Source organism: Mycolicibacterium arabiense, assembly GCF_010731815.2.
In the GTDB taxonomy this organism is placed as follows: domain Bacteria; phylum Actinomycetota; class Actinomycetes; order Mycobacteriales; family Mycobacteriaceae; genus Mycobacterium; species Mycobacterium arabiense.
Genome location: NZ_AP022593.1, coordinates 2,216,971 through 2,237,749, shown reverse-complemented (window position 1 = coordinate 2,237,749; position 20,779 = coordinate 2,216,971). Strand labels below are relative to the sequence as shown.

20 protein-coding genes are annotated in these 20,779 nt (G+C 68.1%); 7 read left to right on the top strand and 13 right to left on the bottom strand.

Translation table 11 applies throughout. The features are described 5' to 3' along the window. Window positions 1-11 precede the first annotated feature (11 nt). The 3 genes from G6N61_RS12460 to G6N61_RS12450 all read right to left on the bottom strand — a co-directional run bounded on the left by G6N61_RS12460 (window position 12) and on the right by G6N61_RS12450 (window position 3,891). Complete coding sequence (locus G6N61_RS12460) at window positions 12-1,361, bottom strand: NAD-dependent succinate-semialdehyde dehydrogenase (protein WP_163918809.1); 1,350 nt, start codon at window positions 1,359-1,361, stop codon at window positions 12-14. 114 nt (window positions 1,362-1,475) lie between these two features. Further along, window positions 1,476-2,336 (bottom strand): universal stress protein, encoded by an 861-nt coding sequence (locus G6N61_RS12455; RefSeq protein WP_163918808.1) that lies wholly within the window; start codon window positions 2,334-2,336, stop codon window positions 1,476-1,478. Between the two features lie 40 nt (window positions 2,337-2,376). Next, window positions 2,377-3,891, bottom strand: a complete 1,515-nt coding sequence (locus tag G6N61_RS12450) for an APC family permease (protein WP_163918807.1) — start codon at window positions 3,889-3,891, stop codon at window positions 2,377-2,379. Between the two features lie 143 nt (window positions 3,892-4,034). On the opposite strand from G6N61_RS12450, the gene G6N61_RS12445 reads away from it, so the two are divergent. Beyond that, a complete protein-coding gene (locus G6N61_RS12445) occupies window positions 4,035-4,952 on the top strand; it encodes a sigma-70 family RNA polymerase sigma factor (RefSeq protein ID WP_163918806.1) in 918 nt (305 codons plus the stop codon). Here the strand turns inward: G6N61_RS12445 and G6N61_RS12440 are convergent. After that, complete coding sequence (locus G6N61_RS12440; protein ID WP_163918805.1) at window positions 4,949-5,521, bottom strand: carboxymuconolactone decarboxylase family protein; 573 nt, start codon at window positions 5,519-5,521, stop codon at window positions 4,949-4,951. The genes G6N61_RS12445 and G6N61_RS12440 overlap by 4 nt on opposite strands. Before the next feature lie 199 nt (window positions 5,522-5,720). Here G6N61_RS12440 and G6N61_RS12435 point away from each other — a divergent pair, with 199 nt between their 5' ends. Beyond that, complete coding sequence (locus G6N61_RS12435) at window positions 5,721-6,065, top strand: hypothetical protein (RefSeq protein ID WP_163918804.1); 345 nt, start codon at window positions 5,721-5,723, stop codon at window positions 6,063-6,065. A gap of 102 nt (window positions 6,066-6,167) precedes the next feature. On the opposite strand, the gene G6N61_RS12430 is transcribed toward G6N61_RS12435, so the two are convergent. The 4 genes from G6N61_RS12430 to sdhC are packed head-to-tail and all read right to left on the bottom strand — an operon-like array spanning window position 6,168 to window position 9,704. Next, complete coding sequence (locus G6N61_RS12430) at window positions 6,168-6,944, bottom strand: succinate dehydrogenase iron-sulfur subunit (RefSeq protein ID WP_163918803.1); 777 nt, start codon at window positions 6,942-6,944, stop codon at window positions 6,168-6,170. Between the two features lie 3 nt (window positions 6,945-6,947). Then, window positions 6,948-8,741 (bottom strand): succinate dehydrogenase flavoprotein subunit, encoded by a 1,794-nt coding sequence (gene sdhA, locus G6N61_RS12425; RefSeq protein WP_163918802.1) that lies wholly within the window; start codon window positions 8,739-8,741, stop codon window positions 6,948-6,950. 55 nt (window positions 8,742-8,796) lie between these two features. Further along, a complete protein-coding gene (locus G6N61_RS12420; protein WP_163918801.1) occupies window positions 8,797-9,279 on the bottom strand; it encodes a succinate dehydrogenase hydrophobic membrane anchor subunit in 483 nt (160 codons plus the stop codon). Next, entirely contained in the window at window positions 9,276-9,704 is a 429-nt protein-coding gene (sdhC, locus tag G6N61_RS12415; RefSeq protein ID WP_163918800.1) for a succinate dehydrogenase, cytochrome b556 subunit, read from the bottom strand. The genes G6N61_RS12420 and sdhC overlap by 4 nt, the downstream gene beginning before the upstream one ends. A gap of 241 nt (window positions 9,705-9,945) precedes the next feature. On the opposite strand from sdhC, the gene G6N61_RS12410 reads away from it, so the two are divergent. From G6N61_RS12410 to G6N61_RS12400, 3 genes are read left to right on the top strand one after another with little or no spacing between them, the layout of a single operon-like run. Next, on the top strand, window positions 9,946-10,365 hold the full coding sequence (locus tag G6N61_RS12410; RefSeq protein WP_163918799.1) for a cytidine deaminase: 420 nt from the start codon (window positions 9,946-9,948) through the stop codon (window positions 10,363-10,365). After that, window positions 10,362-11,711 (top strand): thymidine phosphorylase, encoded by a 1,350-nt coding sequence (locus G6N61_RS12405; RefSeq protein WP_163918798.1) that lies wholly within the window; start codon window positions 10,362-10,364, stop codon window positions 11,709-11,711. The genes G6N61_RS12410 and G6N61_RS12405 overlap by 4 nt, the downstream gene beginning before the upstream one ends. Window positions 11,712-11,719: 8 nt before the next feature. Further along, on the top strand, window positions 11,720-12,808 hold the full coding sequence (locus G6N61_RS12400; RefSeq protein WP_163918797.1) for an adenosine deaminase: 1,089 nt from the start codon (window positions 11,720-11,722) through the stop codon (window positions 12,806-12,808). On the opposite strand, the gene G6N61_RS12395 is transcribed toward G6N61_RS12400, so the two are convergent. From G6N61_RS12395 to G6N61_RS12380, 4 genes are all read right to left on the bottom strand, one after another. Further along, window positions 12,805-13,629: an alpha/beta fold hydrolase gene (locus tag G6N61_RS12395; RefSeq protein ID WP_163918796.1), complete on the bottom strand. Its 825-nt coding sequence runs from the start codon at window positions 13,627-13,629 to the stop codon at window positions 12,805-12,807. The genes G6N61_RS12400 and G6N61_RS12395 overlap by 4 nt on opposite strands. Before the next feature lie 38 nt (window positions 13,630-13,667). Continuing rightward, window positions 13,668-14,927: a protein export chaperone SatS gene (gene satS, locus G6N61_RS12390; protein WP_163918795.1), complete on the bottom strand. Its 1,260-nt coding sequence runs from the start codon at window positions 14,925-14,927 to the stop codon at window positions 13,668-13,670. 357 nt (window positions 14,928-15,284) lie between these two features. Continuing rightward, complete coding sequence (locus G6N61_RS12385) at window positions 15,285-16,349, bottom strand: C40 family peptidase (protein ID WP_163918794.1); 1,065 nt, start codon at window positions 16,347-16,349, stop codon at window positions 15,285-15,287. 3 nt (window positions 16,350-16,352) lie between these two features. Beyond that, window positions 16,353-16,685: a type VII secretion target gene (locus G6N61_RS12380; protein ID WP_163918793.1), complete on the bottom strand. Its 333-nt coding sequence runs from the start codon at window positions 16,683-16,685 to the stop codon at window positions 16,353-16,355. Window positions 16,686-16,698: 13 nt separating this feature from the next. Here G6N61_RS12380 and upp point away from each other — a divergent pair, with 13 nt between their 5' ends. Next, the gene (upp, locus tag G6N61_RS12375) at window positions 16,699-17,322 is read left to right on the top strand and encodes a uracil phosphoribosyltransferase (protein WP_163918792.1); all 624 of its coding nucleotides are present in this window, start codon (window positions 16,699-16,701) and stop codon (window positions 17,320-17,322) included. A gap of 259 nt (window positions 17,323-17,581) precedes the next feature. After that, window positions 17,582-19,219: an HNH endonuclease signature motif containing protein gene (locus G6N61_RS30825; RefSeq protein WP_235887507.1), complete on the top strand. Its 1,638-nt coding sequence runs from the start codon at window positions 17,582-17,584 to the stop codon at window positions 19,217-19,219. A gap of 35 nt (window positions 19,220-19,254) precedes the next feature. On the opposite strand, the gene G6N61_RS12365 is transcribed toward G6N61_RS30825, so the two are convergent. Further along, window positions 19,255-20,775: a phospho-sugar mutase gene (locus G6N61_RS12365; RefSeq protein ID WP_163918791.1), complete on the bottom strand. Its 1,521-nt coding sequence runs from the start codon at window positions 20,773-20,775 to the stop codon at window positions 19,255-19,257. Between the last annotated feature and the right edge of the window lie 4 nt (window positions 20,776-20,779).

Sequence of the window (20,779 nt, the reverse complement as noted above, 5' to 3'; positions counted from 1 at the left end):
GGGTCCGGTCGCTAGACGATGCGGATCAGCTTCTTGTTGACGAATTCGTCGATGCCGAACCGGCCGAGTTCGCGCCCGAAGCCCGACCGCTTGACGCCGCCGAACGGCAGCTCGGCACCCTCGGCGCCCACGGCGTTGACGAACACCATGCCTGCGTCGATGCGATCGGCGACTCGGCGGGCCTGCTCGTCATCGGTGGTGAACACGTAGGAACCCAGTCCGAACGGGGTGTCGTTGGCGAGTTCGACGGCCTCGTCCTCGTTGGCGACCTTGTACACCGTGGCGACGGGCCCGAAAAGCTCCTCGCGGTAGGTCGGCGAGTCGGGTGAGACGCCCGTCAGCACGCCCGGCGGGAAGAACGCGCCCTTGCGCTGACCGTCGGTGATCAGGTTCGCACCGTCGTCGACGGCGCGCTTGACCTGATCGTCGAGCCGCTCGGCGGCGGCGACCGAGGACAGCGGGGCCAGACCGTCGGCCTTCTCGAGCACCTTCTTGGTGAACTTGTCGACGAACTCGTCGTACACGTTTTCGGCGACGATGATTCGCTTGGCCGCGTTGCATGCCTGGCCGGTGTTCTCGAAGCGACCGTCGATCGCCGCCTCGACGGTCGAATCCAGGTCGTCGGTGCTCAGCAAGATGAACGGGTCGGAGCCGCCGAGTTCCAGCACGACCTTCTTGAGGTTGCGGCCCGCGATCTCGGCGACCGCTGCCCCCGCGCGCTCGGAGCCGGTGAGCGAAACACCCTGCACCCGTGGGTCGGCGATCGCCTCGGCGATCTGATCGTTGGTGGCGTAGACGTTGACGTAGGCACCCTCGGGGTAGCCGGCGTCGAGGAAGATCTGCTGCAGCGCGGCAGCCGATTCCGGGCACTGCGGGGCATGCTTGAGCACGATCGTGTTGCCCAGCACCAGGTTCGGGCCTGCGAAGCGGGCGACCTGGTAGTACGGGTAGTTCCACGGCATGATGCCCAGCAGCACGCCGACCGAGCTGCGCCGGATCAGTGCCGAACCATCGCCCTCGAGCAGCTCGATGGGCTCGTCGGCAAGGAACTTCTCGGCGTTGTCGGCGTAGTAGGTGTAGATCGCCGCGCTGAACTCGACCTCGCCGACCGACTGGTCGAGCGGCTTGCCCATCTCTCGCTGGATGATCTTGGCGAGGTCGTCCTTGCGTTCCTCGTGCAGCTCGGCGACCCGGCGGATCAGCGCTGCGCGGTCGGCGACGCTGGAGGTCCGCGACCACTCGCGGTGGGCCTTCGCCGCGGCGGAGATTGCCTGCTCGATCTGCTCGTCGGTGGCAGTCGGGTATTCCTTGACCAGCTCGCCCGTCGATGGATCGACGACGGCGTACAGGGACGTGCTCATTCGATGGTGCTCCTTCTGGGAAGCGGCATGTTCTCTTCGATCCTTCACGAAATCAGTCGCGGTCCGCAACGTTCGCGACGAAATCAGTATGCGAGGCGGTGTCCCGCGGCGGACTCACTCGGCGCGGGGCACGACCACCACGGGCACGTCCACCCCGGCCAGGATGCGTGCGGCGGTGGAGCCGAGGAAGATGCGCCGCGGCGCGGCGAAGCGGCTCGAGCCCACGATCAGCAGTGCGCCGTCGGCCCAGTTCAGCTTCTTGAGGGCGGACTCCAGGGTCAGGCCCTCGGCCACCAGCGACTCGATCTCGGGGGAATCCGGCAGGGTGCGGGCCGCGACGGCGAGGTTCTCCTCGGCCGCCTCGATCTGCATCTGGCGGACCTCCTTGACGCTGGCGGCCTCGGCGAGGTTCTCCGCCGAGACCAGCGACAGCATGCGGATGGGCAGGGTGGCGGCACTGGCCAGCGTCAGCGCGAACGGCAGGGGATTGTCGTCCCCGGGCCGGGTCGGGATGGCCGCGGTGATCGCGAGGATGGCGTCGTCCGGGTCCTCGGCGTAGCCGCGGGGCGCCAGCGCCACCGGAATCGGCGACAGGTGCAGCAGTGCCTGGGTGACCGGCCCGATCGTGTGGCCGCCGAAGAATCCGTCGCGGGCGCCGCCGACGACGATCAGGTCGGACGACTTCCGTTGGGCGAACCCGACCAGCGATTCCGCGAACGACTCACCGACGAGCACCGTCGACGTCGCGTTGACGCCATCTTCGGTCAGCGCCGACAGCGCTTGGCCGACCCACTGCTCGCCCTTGTCCACCAACAGCTGCTGATACTCGGCGCGGCCGGGATGCCCGTCGGGGTACTCCTCGCGGACCACCAGTACGACGTCGACGGTCGCGTCGAACGTCCTGGCGAGCACGCTGGCCAGCGCGACGCCGTCGTCGCCCGTCGGAGTGGCCAGGTAGCCGACCGTCAAGTGCATGTTCTCTCCTTTGGGCGCTTGGCCGAGATCTCCCGGCGTATCAGAAGGTGTCCGGGACCTTGGCCTCTGTGGAGGCGTTGAGCGTCTCGCCGCGGAAGAAGCGCTTGGTCCCGAACGCCCAGCACGCCAACATCAATGGGACGCCCAGGGCCAGCATGCCGACGCCGAGCACGAAGACGCCGCCGATGGGGCCGAACGCGGTGTAGCCGTAGTCGGGCTGGATCATGTCGATGGCGCTCTTGACGAAGGCCAACGTGAGTGCGATCGCGCCCAACAGCGGGAAGAGACCCCGCATGAAGAAGTTGCGAGCGCTTTGGAACAGCGTCTTGCGGAAGTACCACACACACGCGTAGGCGGTGATGCCGTAGTAGAACGCGACCGCGAGGCCGAGCGAGGAGATCGAATCGGCCAGCGCGTTCTGGCTGACGAGTGACAGCACCAGGTAGAAGGTGAGCGCCGAGATGCCCATGACGATCGTGCCGAACGCTGGCGTCATGTACTTGGGGTGCACGTTCGAGAACCGCTTGGGGATGGCCTCGTAGACGGCCATGGACAGGCTGCCGCGGGCGGTCGGAAGGATCGTCGTCTGCGTCGAGGACAGTGCCGAGATGGACACCGTCAGCAGTAGCAGCGAGGCGACGATGCTCCCTGCCACCGGTTCGCCGAGGATGGTGAGGGTGTCGCTGACGTTGTCCTCGTTGGTCAATCCGATGCCGGTGTCTCCGAAGCCGGCGAACGACTGCACGGCATAGGCCACCAGCACGTAGGTGAACACCAGGATCAGCGTGGTGATGACGGCCGCTCGCCCCGGTGTCTTCTCCGGATCCTTCGTCTCCTCGCCGACGGCGAGGCAGGAGTCCCATCCCCAGTAGATGAAGATGCACAGGATGACGGCGGCGGCGATGGAGGACATGTCCAGTCCGCCCGGCCACAGCCAGCTCCACTGCGGATCGATCGCCTGCTCCCCGGCCGTGCCGCTGAAGACTCGAATGAGCGCGATGACACTCACGGAGATGAGGACGCCGAACTGCACGGCGATCATGACGTACTGGATGCGTTCGGACACCACGATGCCGCGCGCACTGACCAGCGTCATCGCGATGATGAAGAACGACCCCAGCAGGACCTTCGCGGTGAGCGACTCGGCCAACTCGTCCTGGCCGAGGAACCGGTAGAGGTAGATGGCGGCGACCTCGGCGACGTTCGCGAGGACGATGATCGCCGATACGGCCAGGCCCCAACCGCCGATCCAGCCGATCCACGGCCCGAATGCCTTTGTCCCCCAGGTGAACGTGGTCCCGCAGTCCGGCGTGTCCTGCGACAGTTCGCGATAGGCGAAGGCCGTCAGCAGCATGGGGATGAAGGCGAGCACGAACATCGCGGGAGCCTTCTCGCCGACCGCCAGCACCACGAAGCCCAGGGTGGCGGCGAGGCTGTAGGCGGGGGCGACCGACGCGAGTCCGATGGTGACGTTGCCCAGCAGGCCGAGTGCGCCGGCTTGCAGGCCCTTGTCCAGAACGGCGGGCGCGGCCCCCGGCTGTTCAGCGATTGCCATGGTGGCTGAATATACGGTTCCGCTGATTACGACGTGTCGATACCACGAATCGGTTCCGTTACGGATGCCGTTACGACTGATTCCGTCGGACTGCTGGGGTTGACGGCCTGTTCCGAACCGGGGCACGTCGATAGGCTCGTGGGGTGACCACACGGGTCGACGAGTTCGAGCGGCTGCGACCGCATCTGCTCGCCGTCGCCTACCGGTTGACCGGCACGTTCGCCGACGCCGAGGACGCGGTGCAGGACGCCTGGCTGCGGTGGAACGGCCTGGGTGCCAAGCGCGATGGCATCACCGACCCCAGGGCGTGGCTGACCACCGTGGTGAGCCGTATCGGCCTCGACCGGTTGCGGTCTGCGGCGCACCGCCGGGAGACCTACGTGGGGGAGTGGCTGCCCGAGCCGGTCGTCACGCCGTTGCAGGGCGCCGATCCGCTGGCCGCGGTCGTGGCGGGCGAGGACGCCCGGTTCGCCGCGATGGTCGTCCTCGAGCGGCTGACGCCCGACCAGCGCGTGGCGTTCGTGCTGCACGACGGCTTCGCCGTGCCGTTCGCGGAGATCGCCGACGTCCTGGGCGTCAGCGAGGCGTCGGCGCGTCAGTTGGCGTCGCGGGCCCGCCGCACGGTGGCAGGCGCGCCCCCGCCCCCGCGCGACCCGAACCACGACGAGGTGGTCGGCAAGCTGATGGCCGCGATGGCCAGCGGTGACCTGTCGGCCGTCGTCGCCCTGCTGCACCCGGAGGTCACGTTCACCGGCGACTCGAATCGCAAGGCGCCGACGGCCCCTCGCGTCATCCACGGCCCGGAGAAGGTGGCGCGGTTCTTCTTCGGTCTGGCAGCCAGGTACGGGCCGAACATGTTCTCCGGCGGCAGCTTTGCGCTCGTCAACGGCGAGTTGGGCTTCTACAGCGAGCGCACCCAAACCGACGGCGACTGGCCGGAGCTGGCGCCGCGCATCCAGGCGCTCACGGTGCGAGACGGCCTGGTGTACGCCATCTGGGACGTCGCCAACCCGGACAAGTTCACCGCGTCGCCGTTGGCCGGAGTCGAGTCGCCGAACTAGGTGGCCCAGGGCACCCGGCAGGCGTCGCCCGAGCTGAAGCCCTGCTCGGTGATGCCGAGGGCGGCGTTCATCCTGGCGCGCATGTTCTCGACGCCGATTTGGTAGGTCAGCTCCATGACGCCCTTGTCGCCGAACCGGTTTCGCAGATCGGCGACTTGTTCGTCGGTGACGGTGTGGGGGTCGATGGTGATCGCGTCGGCGTAGGCGATCGCGGCGCGTTCGTCGTCGGAGAAGTGTGGCGAGGTGGCGTAGGAGTCGATCTGCTGGAGCCGGTCGAGGTCGAGGCCGTCCATGCGCATCAGCATCGATCCGAAGTCGACGCACCAGGAGCAGCCGACGGTCCGCGCGGTCCAGTAGACGGCGAGCTGGCGAACGCTGGCGGGTAGGTCGCCCGACGCCCGCTCGAGCATGCCCTCGTGCACGGCGCCGGCGAGCATCAGCCCGGGATGGTGGGCGTACACGGCGAACGGTTCGGGCACCTTACCGAAGCGACGCCTGGTGTAGCGCCACATCAGCCGGGTCATCAGCGATGCCTTGGTGGGGGACAGGGGTTCGAGTCGCGTGGTCATACTCCTCAGACGACGCAGCCCCCCGATGTGTGACACGGGGTCGCCTTCTCCGGGGGCACCTTCTCGCGGGGGAACCTTCTCCGGCGAGCGTGCGTGTCTGCGGGCGACACGCCGCTAAAGAAGCGGAGTTCGCGCACGCTCGCGGGGAACGAGTAGTTCTACCGATCCCGTCTGGTCGGGGGAACGGCAAGGTCGGGGCATGGCTTCTCAAGAGATGCGCTCGCGCGGCGAGCTGGCGAATGTCTTGTCCGTGAGCGCGGCGGTGGCGATCGCCTTCGCCTACGCGTGCGCATTCACGATTCTGGGCGACAGCGCGTACGCCTCGAAGTTCGAGAATGGCGTGCTCCCCGACGGTGTCGACGTGGCCAACGGCCGGGTAGCGGCCGTGGGGAGTCTGGGGTGCGCGACGCTGGCGTGGTGCCTCATCGCATGCGCCCTCGCGAGTCGCGTGACGAAGACCGCCGGTGCCGTGGCCGTGCTCGGAGTGTTGGCCGCCGTGCCCTACGCGGCAATGGAACTCGTCGCCTGGCAGCTCGTGTTCTGACTACCGCGAGCGTGCATGAACTCGGGTCGAAACCCGGCGTGTCGCCCGCAGACACGCACGCTCGCGGGAAGAGGTAACCCCCACAAAAGGGTGACAGGGGGTCTAGCGCGCGAACATCAGTGCGCGCTTGACCTCCTGGATCGCCTTGGTGACCTCGATGCCGCGGGGGCAGGACTCCGTGCAGTTGAACGTGGTGCGGCAGCGCCACACGCCGTCCTTCTCGTTCAGGATGTCGAGACGCTCGGCGGCGGCCTCGTCACGGCTGTCGAAGATGAACCGGTGGGCGTTGACGATCGCGGCCGGGCCGAAGTACGAGCCCTCGGTCCAGTAGACCGGGCAGCTGGTGGTGCAGCAGGCGCAGAGGATGCACTTGGTGGTGTCGTCGTAGCGAGCCCGGTCGGTCTGGCTCTGGATGCGTTCGCGCGTCGGCTCGTTGCCGCTGGTGATCAGGAACGGCTTCACGGCGCGGTAGGCGTCGAAGAAGGGCTCCATGTCGACGATGAGGTCCTTCTCGACCGGCAGGCCGCGAATCGGCTCGATGGTGATGGTGAGCTGCTTGTCGGGGTTCTTCGGCAGCAGGTCGCGCATCAGCACCTTGCACGCCAGCCGGTTGACGCCGTTGATCCGCATCGCGTCCGACCCGCACACGCCGTGCGCGCAGGACCGGCGGAAGCTCAGCGTGCCGTCGAGGTACCACTTCGCGTAGTGCAGCAGGTTGAGCAGCCGGTCGGTGGGCAGGCACGGCACGCGGAAGCTCTGGAAGCCTGCGCCGTCGGGATCGTCTGGGTTGAAACGCGCGATCTTCAACGTGACCATCACCGCGCCCTCGGGCACGGGCGGCTCCTGCTGGTCGACCTTGTCGATGACGGGTGCGCTCATCGGTCAGTACTTCCGTTCCATGGGCTCATAGCGCGTCTGGACCACGGGCTTGTAGTCCAGGCGGATGTCGGACAGCAGGTCGGTGGCCTTGGCCGAGCCCCCGGTCGCCTCGCTCTTGTCGTCGATCACCTTGTACGCCATGGTGTGGCGCATGTAGTTGGTGTCGTCGCGGTTCGGGTAGTCCTCGCGGGCGTGACCGCCACGGGACTCCTTGCGGTTCAGTGCGCCTGCGACGGTGACCTCGGCCAGCTCCAGCAAGAAGCCCAGCTCGATGGCCTCGAGCAGGTCGCTGTTGTAGCGCTTGCCCTTGTCCTGCACCGTGATTCGCGCGTACCGCTCCTTGAGGGAGTGGATGTCGGTCATCGCCTGCTTGAGCGTCTCCTCGGTGCGGAACACCGCGGCGTTGTTGTCCATCGACTGCTGCAGGGCGCCGCGAATGTCGGCGACGCGCTCGTTGCCGTGCTCGGAGAGGATGTCGCCCACCCAGCTCGTCACCATTCCCGCGGGCTGCTCGGGCATGTCGACGAAGTCGTGGTTCATCGCGTAGTCCGCGGCGGCGAGTCCGGCGCGGCGGCCGAACACGTTGATGTCGAGCAGCGAGTTGGTGCCGAGGCGGTTCGAGCCGTGCACCGACACGCATGCGCACTCGCCTGCGGCGTACAGGCCTGGCACGACGGAGTTGTTGTCGCGCAACACCTGTCCGTGCACGGTGGTCGGGATGCCGCCCATCACGTAGTGGCACGTCGGGTACACCGGCACCAGTTCGGTCACCGGGTCGACGCCGAGGTAGGTGCGGGCGAACTCGGTGATGTCGGGCAGTTTCGCCTCGAGGACGTCGGCGCCGAGGTGCCGAACGTCGATGTAGACGTAGTCCTTGTTCGGTCCGGCGCCACGTCCCTCGAGCACCTCGAGGACCATGGACCGGGCGACGATGTCGCGCGGCGCGAGGTCGACGATCGTCGGCGCGTACCGCTCCATGAACCGTTCGCCGTCGGCGTTGAGCAGGCGTCCGCCCTCGCCGCGCACGGCTTCGGAGATCAGGATGCCGAGGCCGGCCAGGCCCGTCGGGTGGAACTGGTGGAACTCCATGTCCTCCAGCGGAAGTCCCTTGCGGAACACGATGCCGAGACCGTCGCCGGTCAGCGTGTGGGCGTTGGACGTGGTCTTGTACATCCGGCCCGACCCGCCGGTGGCGAACACGATCGCCTTGGCGTGGAAGACGTGGACGTCACCGGTGGCCAACTCGTAGGCCACGACGCCGGTGGCGACGGGGCCGCCGGGCGTGTCCGACAGCACCAGGTCGAGTGCGTAGAACTCGTTGAAGAACTCCACGTCGTGCTTGACGCAGTTTTGGTACAGGGTCTGCAGGATCATGTGGCCGGTGCGGTCGGCGGCGTAACAGGCGCGGCGGACGGGCGCCTTGCCGTGATCGCGGGTGTGACCGCCGAAGCGACGCTGGTCGATGCGGCCCTCGGGGGTGCGGTTGAACGGCATCCCCATCTTCTCGAGGTCGTAGACGGCGTCGATGGCCTCACGGCACATGATCTCGACGGCGTCCTGGTCGGCGAGGTAGTCGCCGCCCTTGACGGTGTCGAAGGTGTGCCACTCCCAGTTGTCGTCCTCGACGTTGGCCAGCGCGGCGCACATGCCGCCCTGCGCGGCGCCGGTGTGGCTGCGCGTCGGGTACAGCTTGGTGAGCACTGCCGTGCGGGCGCGGGGGCCTGCCTCGACGGCGGCCCGCATGCCCGCGCCGCCGGCACCCACGATCACGACGTCGTAGCGGTGTTCAGTAATCACTTCGAGATCACCTGACTTCTTCCAAAGATCGATATTGCCCGTTCCGCGCGCCCTGTCACGAGATGTTCGGGTCGAACGTCAGCAGCACGTAAGTACCCAGCACCAGCGTGAACACGATCGACAGCAGCAGCACGGTGTTCAGCCAGAACTTCGTCGAGTCCTTGCGGGTGTAGTCGGCGATGATCGTCCGCATGCCGTTGCCGCCGTGCAGCTGAGCCAGCCAGAGCAGCGCCAGGTCCCAGGTCTGCCAGAACGGTGACGCCCAGCGCTGCGCGATGAAGTTGAAGTCGAGGCGGTACACGCCGTTCTCGACCATCAACATGATGTAGAGGTGGCCGAGCGCCAGGAACACCAGCACCAGCCCGGAGAAGCGCATGAACAGCCACGCGTACTTCTCGAAGTTCGGCATCGCGCTGCGACGGCGCGGGGCGCGCGGGTTGTCGAGCCCGGCGGGCCGGTCGAAGGCCCGCTGCATCACGGGTGCAGGGCCGCCACGCTCGCTGAGGTGGTCGTAGGGGTTCTCCACTGCGGGGCTCATAGGAAACGCTCCACCATGTGCATGCCAATCACTCCAAGGGAGCCGACGAGGGCGGCGATGAAGACTCCGGCGACGACCCACAGCATCTGACGCTGGTAACGCGGACCGTCCTTCCAGAAGTCGATGAGGATGATCCGGATGCCGTTGAGGGCGTGGTAGAGCACGGCCGCCACCAAGCCCATCTCCATGAGGCCGATGACCGGGGTCTTGTAGGTCTCCATGACCTGGTTGAGCGCCTCGGGGCTGACGCGCAGCAGCGCCATGTCGAGCACGTGCACGAAGAGGAAGAAGAAGATCGTCGCGCCGGAGATGCGGTGGAGAACCCACGACCACATGCCCGGGTCGCCGCGGTAGAGAGTGCGGCGGCGCGGTGGGGACGATCGCGGGGCCGGTATGGCCGAATCCGCGGCTGTTGCTGTACTCATTTTCCGACCTCCAACGCCATCGGTGGACGTCCGGGCGAAAGGTCCGTGCGATTGTTGCTCAATCGGCGGCGAACCTGCCCAAACCTCGGGTGGGACTCTAATCCCAATAGTCCTCTCCAAAGAACTAGCGTGTGGGCAGGGGTAGCCCTCTCAACGGCGAAGTTAGGGTGTCCTAGCTAGTGATTCGAGCCACCGACCCATGTTTTCGGAATGCATTCAGAGCGCGACCGGCGGAGCTGACGTGACCACTGAAATCGACTGGAATCTGTTGCGCGACAAGGCAATGGACGTCTCCGGGCATGCCTATGCGCCCTACTCCCGGTTTCCGGTCGGTGCGGCCGCACTGACCAGCGATGCGCGGATCGTCGCCGGTTGCAATGTGGAGAATGTCTCATATGGCCTGGGTCTCTGTGCCGAGTGCGCTGTGGTCTCGGCCCTACATTCCGGCGGCGGCGGACGCCTGATCGCGCTGGTGTGCGTGGACGCCTCCGGGCACCTCCTGATGCCGTGTGGACGCTGTCGCCAATTGCTTCTGGAGCACGGCGGCGCCGACATGCTGATCGCCCACCCGGACGGCCCGCGGCCGCTGCGCGACCTGCTGCCCGACGCGTTCGGCCCCGACGACATCGAACGCGTGCACGCGGGAGGGCAAACGCAGTGACCCAGTTCACTTCCGAAGGGGCTCGGGGTACGTCCGACAAGGCGCAAGCCCACCTCGACGCACCCACCGTCATCCGGACCAAGCGCGACGGACGCGAGCTGTCGGACGCGGCCATCGACTGGGTGATCGACGGGTACACCCACGGTCGCGTGCACGACGAGCAGATGTCGGCGTTGTTGATGGCCATCTTCTTGCGCGGAATGGCGCCGGGCGAGATCGCGCGGTGGACGGCCGCCATGATCGGCTCCGGCGAGAGGTTCGACTTCACCGATCTGCGGCGCGACGGGCGGCCGTTGGCGTTGGTGGACAAGCACTCCACCGGCGGGGTCGGGGACAAGATCACCATCCCGCTGGTGCCCGTCGTGATGGCGTGCGGCGCCGCGGTGCCGCAGGCCGCCGGGCGCGGACTAGGGCACACCGGTGGGACGCTCGACAAGCTCGAGTCGATAGCCGGCTTCACCGCCGAGATCTCCAAAAGCCAGATTCGCGAACAACTTCAGGGCATCGGCGCGGCTGTGTTCGCCGCGGGTGATCTCGCGCCCGCCGACCGCAAGATCTACGCGCTGCGCGACGTCACCGCCACGACCGAGTCGTTGCCGCTGATCGCGAGTTCGGTGATGAGCAAGAAGATCGCCGAGGGCGCCCGTGCGCTGGTGCTCGACTCGAAGGTCGGACGCGGTGCGTTCCTCAAGACCGAGGACGAGTCGCGCGAATTGGCCCGCACGATGGTCGACCTCGGCACGGCGCACGGGGTCCCGACGCGCGCACTGCTCACCGACATGAACCGGCCGCTCGGCCGCGCCGTGGGCAACGCCGTGGAGGTCGCCGAGTCGCTCGACGTGCTGGCAGGCGGGGGCCCCGAGGACGTCGTGGAGCTGACCCTGGCGCTGGCGCGGGAGATGCTCGATGCCGCGGGGGTCGGTGGCACCGATCCGGCGCAGACGCTGGCCGACGGCACGGCCATGGACTGCTTCCGCGCGCTCGTCGCCGCGCAGGGCGGGGACCTGTCGCACCCGTTGCCGGTCGGCGCCCGTTCCGAGACCATCACGGCGGCCCGCGGTGGCACGATGGGTGACATCGACGCGATGGCGGTGGGACTGGCGGTGTGGCGGCTCGGTGCGGGTCGCTCGGCCCCCGGTGAGCAGGTGCAGTTCGGAGCGGGCGTCGTGATGCACCGCCGACCGGGCGAGCCGGTCGCGGCGGGCGAGGCGCTGTTCACCCTCTACACCGACACCGAGGAACGGTTCGCCGGAGCGATGGCCGAACTCGACGGCGGATGGCAGGTGCTCTCGGCGGACGATCCGAAGCCCGAGATCGGCCCACTCATCATCGATCGGATCACCTAGGAGCTGCGATGACGACGCCGTTGACACTGGAGAACATCCAGCAGGCACCCAAGGCGCTGCTGCACGACCACCTCGACGGTGGATTGCGGCCCGCGACCGTGGTGGAGTTGGCCGCCGAGTGCGGGTACGACGACCTGCCCGAGACCGACGTCGACGAACTCGCCACGTGGTTCCGTACCCGGGCACACAGCGGGTCGCTGGTCCGCTACCTCGAGCCCTTCGCGCACACCGTCGGCGTCATGCAGACCCCCGAAGCGTTGCACCGGGTCGCCAAGGAGTGCGCCGAGGACCTGGCCGCCGACGCCGTCGTCTACGCCGAGGTGCGGTTCGCCCCCGAGCTGCACATCGAGGGCGGGCTCTCGCTCGACGCGGTCGTCGACGCGGTGCTCGCCGGGTTCGCCGACGGCGAGAAGGCCGCAGCTGCGGAGGGCCGGCCCATCACGGTGCGCTGTCTGGTGACCGCGATGCGGCACGCCGCCCGGTCGCGCGAGATCGCGGAGCTGGCGATCAGGTTCCGCGACAAGGGCGTCGTGGGCTTCGACATCGCGGGCGCCGAGGCCGGTTACCCGCCCAGTCGCCACCTCGACGCATTCGAGTACATGCGAGGCAACAACGCGCGCTTCACGATTCACGCCGGCGAGGCATTCGGTCTGCCGTCGATCCACGAGGCCATCGCGTTCTGCGGGGCCGATCGGCTCGGGCACGGTGTCCGCATCGTCGACGACATCGAGCGCATGCCGGACGGAGCGATTCGCCTCGGCCGACTCGCGTCGCTCCTGCGGGACAAGCGCATTCCGTTGGAGATGTGCCCGAGCAGCAACGTGCAGACCGGCGCCGCGCCGAGCATCGAGGGTCACCCGTTCGATCTCCTGGCGCGGCTGCGCTTCCGCGTCACCGTCAACACCGACAACCGGCTGATGAGCGACACCACGATGAGTCACGAAATGCGGCTGCTGGTAGACGCTTTCGGCTACGGGTGGACCGATCTGCAGCGGTTCACGATCAACGCGATGAAGTCGGCGTTCATCCCGTTCGACGAACGTCTGTCGATCATCGACGACGTGATCAAGCCGCGCTACGCGGTACTCGTCGGCTAGCCGAGCACGTCGCGGAGGCGGTCGGCGAACGCGTCGGGCACTGCCATGAAGCCGCCGTGGTCGCCGGGGAACTTGGCGAGTTCGGCGCCGAGCAGGTCGGCGGTGGCACGCGACGTCGCGTCGGTCAGCAGCGTGCTCGATTCGACGCCCAGTCCGATCACGATCCGCGCGGGTGCCGCGCGCAGGGCCTCGACGTCGGGGCGGTACCGCGTCGTCGACGCGAGGTCGTGTTCGAAGAACCGGTCGGACTCGGCGGCCTGATCACCCGTGGGTTCCGGGGCGCCCTGATCACCGGGCCCGTAGCCCTCGGGCAGGTCGAAGCCTGCGTTGACCATGAAGTGCACCCAGGCGGCCTGGAATCCGTCCCGGTGGTAGGTCGCGATGATCGCGTCGGTGGCCGCCCGTTGCTCGGCGGCGTCGGAGAGAAGTTCGGTCAGCGGCGGTTCGTGGGCGACCAGGGTGCGCACCTTGTCGGGGTGCCTGGCGACGAGTGCCAGACCGGTGACAGCGCCGCCGCTGGAGCCGAACACGTCGGCGGGTCCGGTGCCGACCGCGTCGATGATCGCGGCGACGTCGTCGGCCCGGATGTCTGGCGTCGACGGGCTGGTCGGATCGTCGAGCCGGCTCCCGGCGTACCCGCGCGGGTCGTAGGTGACGACGGTGTAGTCGGCGGCGAGTGCGTCCGCAACGGTGGCGAACTCGGAGGCGGCCATCGGTGATCCGATGACGAGCAGCAGGGGCCCGGAGCCACGCACCTCGTAGTGCAGGCGTGCGCCGGGAACGTCGAGCGAGTGGGTGACGACTCCGTCAGTGATGGTCATGCCGGTGCAGACCCGCTGCCGCGGCAGAACTCATCGCGTCACTCGGTGCGCAGTCGCGACTCGACGAACGTCTCCAGTTGCTCCCACTGCGCGACGGCCTTGGCGTACGGCGCGGGGGGCGCGGTCACCGTCTCCGGATCCAGCGCGTGCGCCACGAAGCGGCCCAGTGGCTGGTCGGGGTCGAGGGCGGCGTCGACAGTGGTGTCCTCGGCGTAGTCGCTGACGTCGCGCAGCAGTTCGACGGCGAGGTCGAGCTGGTCGCGGTCGATGGCGTCGGGTCCGTCGGCGATGTCGTCGGCGAGACCGCTGAGGACGTAGACGTTCTCCTCGGTGACCTCGATCTCGAGCGAGCCGTCGGTCGCGGCGGTCCGGACGTCGTCGTAGGTCGACAGCTCCGACAGGTCACTCTCGTGTTCGTCGGCGAGGTACCGAGCCAGCGCGCGCTCGGAGCCGAAGACGCTGATGCGTCCGTTGCGACCGAGGAAGACCGGGTTCTCACCGAGGTAGCAGCGCAGCGTGTAGTAGGTTCCACCGCGGCTGATGATGCGGATCGGGTCAATGCCGACCTGGACCCAGAAGTTCTCGTCGGTGCCGAGGACCTGATCCTCGGCGTGCGCGGCGAGCGCGTCCTCCTCGTCGTCGGTGTCGACGACGCCGTCGATCACCGGCTCCTCGACTTCGGGCTCGTCGGGTTCGGGCGCAGGCTCGGCCAGTTCTGCCGCGGCCTTCTCAGAGGCCGCCGAGTCGACGTCGGGAACGGTGACGATTTCGTCGATCGAGTCGAGCACGGATTCCCAGTTGCGGCCGATGACGCCTTCGATCTCGGCCCAGCGCTTGCGGCCTGCGCGTCCTGCGAAGACGTCGATGCCGCCGCCGAGCGAACCGAGCACCGGGTTGCCGTTGAAGAACTTGGCGACCGCGGTCAGGTCACAGACCGATCCGAGGGACTGCACGATCGACAGCGACCGCAGAAGCGATGCCACCGAGGCCTCGGTGGGCTTCTCGGCCGCGACCTCGGGAACGTCGACGAGGTCGTAGACGTGCTCCTCGTCGGGGTCGCAGCGGTGGGCCGTCGCCTCGACCAGAGCCGGCCACGCGGGGTGGTCGGCGAGGTCATTGTCCTTGCTCGACCGGACGAACGCCACCAGGTCGGCAACCGACTCGAAGGCGTAGAGATCGTCGTCCTTGCCGAGGAAGCCCTGCCATTCGTCGTCTGCGTCCCGCCAAGACGGGGCCCACAGGGTGTACAGGTCGCCTTTGGTCAGTCCGAGCCGGACCGGCACGATTTCCGCAGCCATGCGGCACAGCGTAACGACGTTGCTCGTGGAACTGACACGGTCCTCGTTCGGAGGGGTCGCGTCGGTGAGGTTCGGGCTATTTGCTCGAGTCCGGTCGGTTCACCGAGGCCTGCCATGCGGCCACGCTGAGCATGATGAGGTACGCGCCTGCGCCAAAACGGTAATTCGTGCCGAGGACCATGCGACGCTCCAATGCTTGCGGTGTGTGTCCAGGTTCCCCGTCGATGGTCCTCAGCAAACCTGAGAGTTCCACTCAATTCACCTCATAGAAAGCTAAGTCTTGCTTAGATGCCGCGATGTCGTTCGGGCGTCGAACGGCCATGTCGGTTTCAGCGACACCGTCCATGTCGTCGATCGTCATGCCGTCGGCCGCCAGAAACCCTGAAATCCCTGGCCCGCGTTGGTCGTACGCACGGGGGAGAGTTGCACCGGGTCGCCCGCCTCCACCATCAGGCCCTCGCCCACGATCATCGCGACGTGCCCGTCCCACACGGCGAGGTCGCCCGGGCGTAGTGATTGGCCGTCGACCGGGGCACCGATGTCCTGCTCCTGAGCCAGGCGCGGGATGTCCAACCCCGCTTCGCGGTATGCCCACTGGGTCAGCCCACTGCAGTCGAGGCCGACGCCGGGTGTGGTGCCGCCCCAGTCGTAGGGGACTCCGAGCTGGGTCAGGGCGTGTCGTACGGCGCTGGCCGCCACTTCGTTGGGCGCCGTCGCACTGCCGCCGCCCGGGAGGTTGATCGCCGTCTCGCTGCCGAACTGCTCGGGACGGGTGGTCGTCACGGGTCGGCCTGGGGAACTGCTGGGGCTGCCGCCGGTGGTCGAGCCGGCGGGCGCAGCCGCCATGGACCGAAGTCCCGACGCGGCGGCTGACAGCGGTGCGGCGGCGGACCACCCGGCTGGGCTGGTCGGTGTGGCGGTGGGCGGGGTGGTGGACGCGGTGGGCGGGGTGACTGCGGCCTGGTGGGTGGCCAGGTCGGTGGTCAGGCCGTCCACCACCGTCGCTGCCTCGTCGAGTGCGTTCTGCGCCTCCGCGGCGAGCGCCTCCGCCACCCCGGGCTCGTCGAGGTGTGGCTCGAGTTCCGCCGCCCTCGCCTCGAATGCGTCGATGATCGCGTCCAGCCGTGCCCTGGCGCGGGCGACGGCGTCGGCTGCCGCACCGACCGTAGCTCCGAGGCGTTCGGCGCGACCGGCCAATGCCTCGATCGCCTCGACCGTGTGGCGAGTGAAGTCGTCCGCGGCGACGGCCGCCTCGCCGGTCCAGTTGGTCCGCGCGGTGTCGCTGCTGAGCGCCGCGGCGACGTCGGCCAGGGCGCTCGGGAGGCCGGTGAGTCCGCCGGCCACGTCGGTCGAGCCGGTGCCGAGCGTCGCTCGTAGGTCGTGGAGTGGCGCGGCCAGCGCCGCTGTGACTGAACCCGGCACCGATCAGATCCCGACGGAACCGACGGCCTGGCCGACTCGGAGGTCCGCCTCGTCGAAGGCGTCGGCCGTGGTGGTTCCTGCGTCCGACGCGGCGACGACGCGCGCGGTGAGCCCCTCGGCGGTGTGGGCCTGGGAGGTCAGTGCGTCGGCGACCGCGGCGAGGAACGCGGTGCCGACGGACCCGAACGCGTCGGGTGGCGGGGCGACTTTCGCGAGCGCGGCGGCGAGCGCTTCGAGGTCGGTCGCGTGCCTGGCGTGGGACGTGGCGAGGGCGCGGATCGCGGGGATGTCGGCGTGCACGTAGTTACGACGCCGGTCGAAGCGGTTCGGTTCCATTAGGGTTCCGCCCATGGACGTCCGGGTCGTCGATCATCCTCTCGCCGCTGCGCGATTGACCAAGCTGCGCGATGAGCGCACCGACAACGCCGGGTTCCGCGCCGCGCTGCGCGACCTGACGTTGATGCTGGTGTACGAGGCGACCCGAGATTTGGAGTCGGAAGCGGTGCCGGTGCGCACGCCGCTCGCGGACACGACCGGGTCGCGGTTGGCCTCGCCGCCGCTGCTGGTGCCGGTGCTGCGGGCGGGGCTGGGCATGGTGGATCAGGCGCACGCCCTGATCCCCGAGGCGCACGTCGGTTTCGTGGGGGTGGCGCGGGACGAGACCACGGCGCAGCCGACGCCGTACCTAGAGTCGCTGCCGGAGGATCTAAGTAGGCAGCCGGTGATGGTGCTCGATCCGATGCTGGCGACCGGCGGGTCGATGGCCTACACGCTGGGGCTACTCAAGGCTCGTCGGGCGGTGGACATCACGGCGGTGTGCGTGGTGTGCGCGCCGGAGGGCATAGCTGCCCTGGATCGGGTGGTGCCGGACCTGAAGCTGTACACCGCAGCGGTGGACGACGGCCTCAACGACGTTGCCTACATCATGCCGGGGTTGGGCGACGCCGGAGATCGGCAGTTCGGTCCGCGCTGATTTACGTTCTTGCGGTTGATGATTCGGGTACCTGGCGGCTGATCGTCGGGGCTCGCCCATCGAAATGTCATCCCTCGTGCGACAACTCGAGTGTGGTTGGTGCCGCCGCTGATGCCGCGCTTCAGCGCACTACACCCTGGGTACGACGAAAACACTGCCATGCCAACGGGTTGTCCACAGAGCCACTTTCATCCACACCCTGGCCACGACCGCTTTTCGCCGGACCAACTTGTCGTACCGCAGTAGTAGATTCGAATGTATGTTTGATCGATTCGCCACCGCCTTCGACGCTTCTGGCACCGTCGGGGATTGGGCGCGGGTCGAGGCGGCAGCGACGGCGCGGCGGCTGGCGGCGATGGTCGTGCTACTGGATCGGGCCTACGCCGCCGACGGGTCGGCTGACCGTGAGCAGTGGTACTTGGACAACTGGGGAGCAGTGGCCGCCGAGATTGGGGCAGAGCAGAACATCACTCAGGGTGCTGCGTCGCATCAGTTGTTGATTGCCACTGCGCTGCGCGATCGGCTGCCTCGAGTGGCGGCACTGTTTGCGCAGGGGTTGGTGTCCTACCGCGTCGTGTCGGCGATCACGATGCGGACGGCGCTAGTGCGTGACCGTGATGCGCAGAAGGCGGTCGACAAGGCCTTCGCCGAGGTGCTCGCGGACTGGGCGCCGATGTCGGAGGAGAAGCTCAACACGGCGATCGATGCGATCGTCGCCGAGCACGACCCGCACGGGGTGTATCGCACGAAGCTCTCGGCCAAGGGCCGCAACATCCAATTCGACTACGACGGCTCCGGCACGGCCACGATGTTCGGCACGCTGTTCGCCACCCACGGCAAGGCCCTCGAGAAGCGCTTGAACGTCCTGGCCCACACCGTGTGCCCGGGCGATCCGCGGACCGTCGAGCAGCGACGCGCCGACGCGGTCCACTCCATCACCCACGCACTCGACTACCTGCCATGCCTGTGCGGCAACGACGACTGCCCAGGACCCAAGACGCCTCCCACCGGCAACGCCGTTGTCTACGTGGTAGTCAACGAGGACACCCTCGACGAGTCCGATGCCGCGAAGGCTCAGGACGCCGCGCTCGACGGCGAACCCGATCCGCTGTTCGACAAGCCACTGTCAGAGATCACGACGTGGGATGAGTTGGGCGGCAACACCGGAGCGGACTGCAGCGATGACTTCCACGTGGATGCCGAGGGCGAAACTCCAGACGCGGCGTTGAACGACGAGACTCCGATAGCCGAACCGGATGCGAACCACACGAACCGCGACCAGCCCGCCACCCGCCCCGGCACCATCATCGGCGGCCCATTCCTCCCCGGGTCCCTCGCCCGCCGCTTTGCACTCACCGCCAAGGTCCGCAAGGTCTGCCACCCCGGCGACAGCCCACCCGAACCCCGCTACACCCCATCGCGGCGGCTCGCGGAATTCGTCCGGTGCCGAGACCTGACGTGCCGCTTCCCAGGGTGCAGCGAACCAGCCACACACGCAGACATCGACCACACCATCGCCTGGCCGGTCGGACCCACCTGCGCGTCGAATCTCAAATGCCTATGCCGCCGACACCACCTCTTGAAAACCTTCTGGGGCGGACCCACCGGCTGGCGAGACCGACAACTCCCTGACGGCACCATCATCTGGACCTCACCTAGCGGCCGGACCTACGTCACCGAGCCGGGTAGCAAGCTGCTGTTTCCCAGCCTCTGCGCGCCCACCGCACCGGTCACCATCACCGACGAGGCCAAAACCAAAGCACCACAACCTAACCCGGGCCTCACCATGCCCCGCCGCCAACGCACCCGCGCCCAAGGCCGCGCGCAACGCATCACCGACGATCGTCGACTCAACGAAGAAGAGGCCCGGTTACGAGGAGGTGGCCCGCCTTGGTAGCTGCCCCGCGGTCGAGGCCAACCCGCCACCGACGATCACCAGCGAGAGACCTCGTCGGTGAGTCGCTCGAGCAGTCGTGCTGCGTCGGTCCGAGCGGCGCCAACGTCATCCGCGCGTGCGAGCCGAACCTCGATGTAGCACTTCAGTTTCGGCTCGGTCCCCGAGGGTCGGGCGACGACCCGGACCGACGTCGCATCGTTGCCGCCCGAGAGGATCACCGCATCGGTCTTCTGCTGCCCGCGCCGCGTCGACAGGTCCTCGACGGACAACGCGAAACCCGCGACCCCACTCGGCGGCGACTCCCGCAGGCCGGCCATTGCCGAGCGCGCCGCATCGACGTGGGGGAAGCGGCGCGACACGGCTCCCGTCGCGTGCACGCCATGCTGGCCGAACAGGGTGTCCAATGCCTCCGGCACGGTGCGGCCCTCCCGACGGAGCGTCGCCGCCAGATCGCACACCAGCACCGCAGCGCTGATGCCGTCCTTGTCGCGCACCGCCGACGGGTCGACGCAGTGCCCGATGGCCTCCTCGTACGCGTACACAAGGGTCTTGCCGGGCCGGTCGGCATCGGCACGCGACAACCACTTGAAGCCCGTCAGCGTCTCCACGTGTTCGGCCCCGTATCCCGCGGCGATCGACGCCAGCATCCGCGACGACACCACCGTGCTCGCGACCACGCTGCGAGCCGCCTCGTCCGAGTCAAGACGCGACAACACGTAATCGCCCAGCAGCCAACCCGTCTCGTCACCGGACAGCATGCGCCACCCATCGGTCGTGGGAATGCCGACGGCGCAGCGATCCGCGTCCGGGTCCAGCGCGATCGCGACGTCGGCATCTACGTCGGCGGCCAAGGCGAGCAGCAGGTCGGCGGCGCCCGGCTCCTCCGGGTTGGGAAAGGCGACGGTGGGGAAGTCCGGGTCGGGTGCGAACTGCTCGTCGACCACGTGCACGTCGGTGATCCCTGCCTCGCGCAGCACCTGCAGCGCCACCTCGCCTCCGACACCGTGCATCGCCGTCAGCGCCACGCGGACGTCACCCGTGTCGCGCCGCACCGTCGCCGCGCGGTGCACGTACTCGTGGATCAACTCGCTACCGACGGGGGAGACCTCGACGCGTTCGGGCTCGTCGGGCGCGATCGCCATGGCGGCCTCGACCTCGCGGTCGGTCGGGCTGATGATCTGCATGCCACCGTCGCCGAACACCTTGTAGCCGTTGTCCGCAGGCGGGTTGTGCGATGCGGTGATCTGCACCCCCGCCACGGCATTGTGATCGCGCACCGCGAACGCCACCACCGGCGTCGGAACCGGGTCGGCCAGCAGCATCACCGAGAAAGCCTCGGCTGCAAGCACTTCGGCCGTCGCGATGGCGAAGTCGTCCGAGTGATGACGCGCATCCCGGCCCACCACGACCAGCGACCCGCCCAGGCATCGATCCTTCAGCACCTTCGCCAACGCCCACGTGGCTCGCGTCACGGTCCCGACGTTCATGCCGCCGGGGCCCTCGCGCATCGGCCCCCGCAGGCCCGCGGTGCCGAATGCCAGTGGCTGCTCACTCATGGGT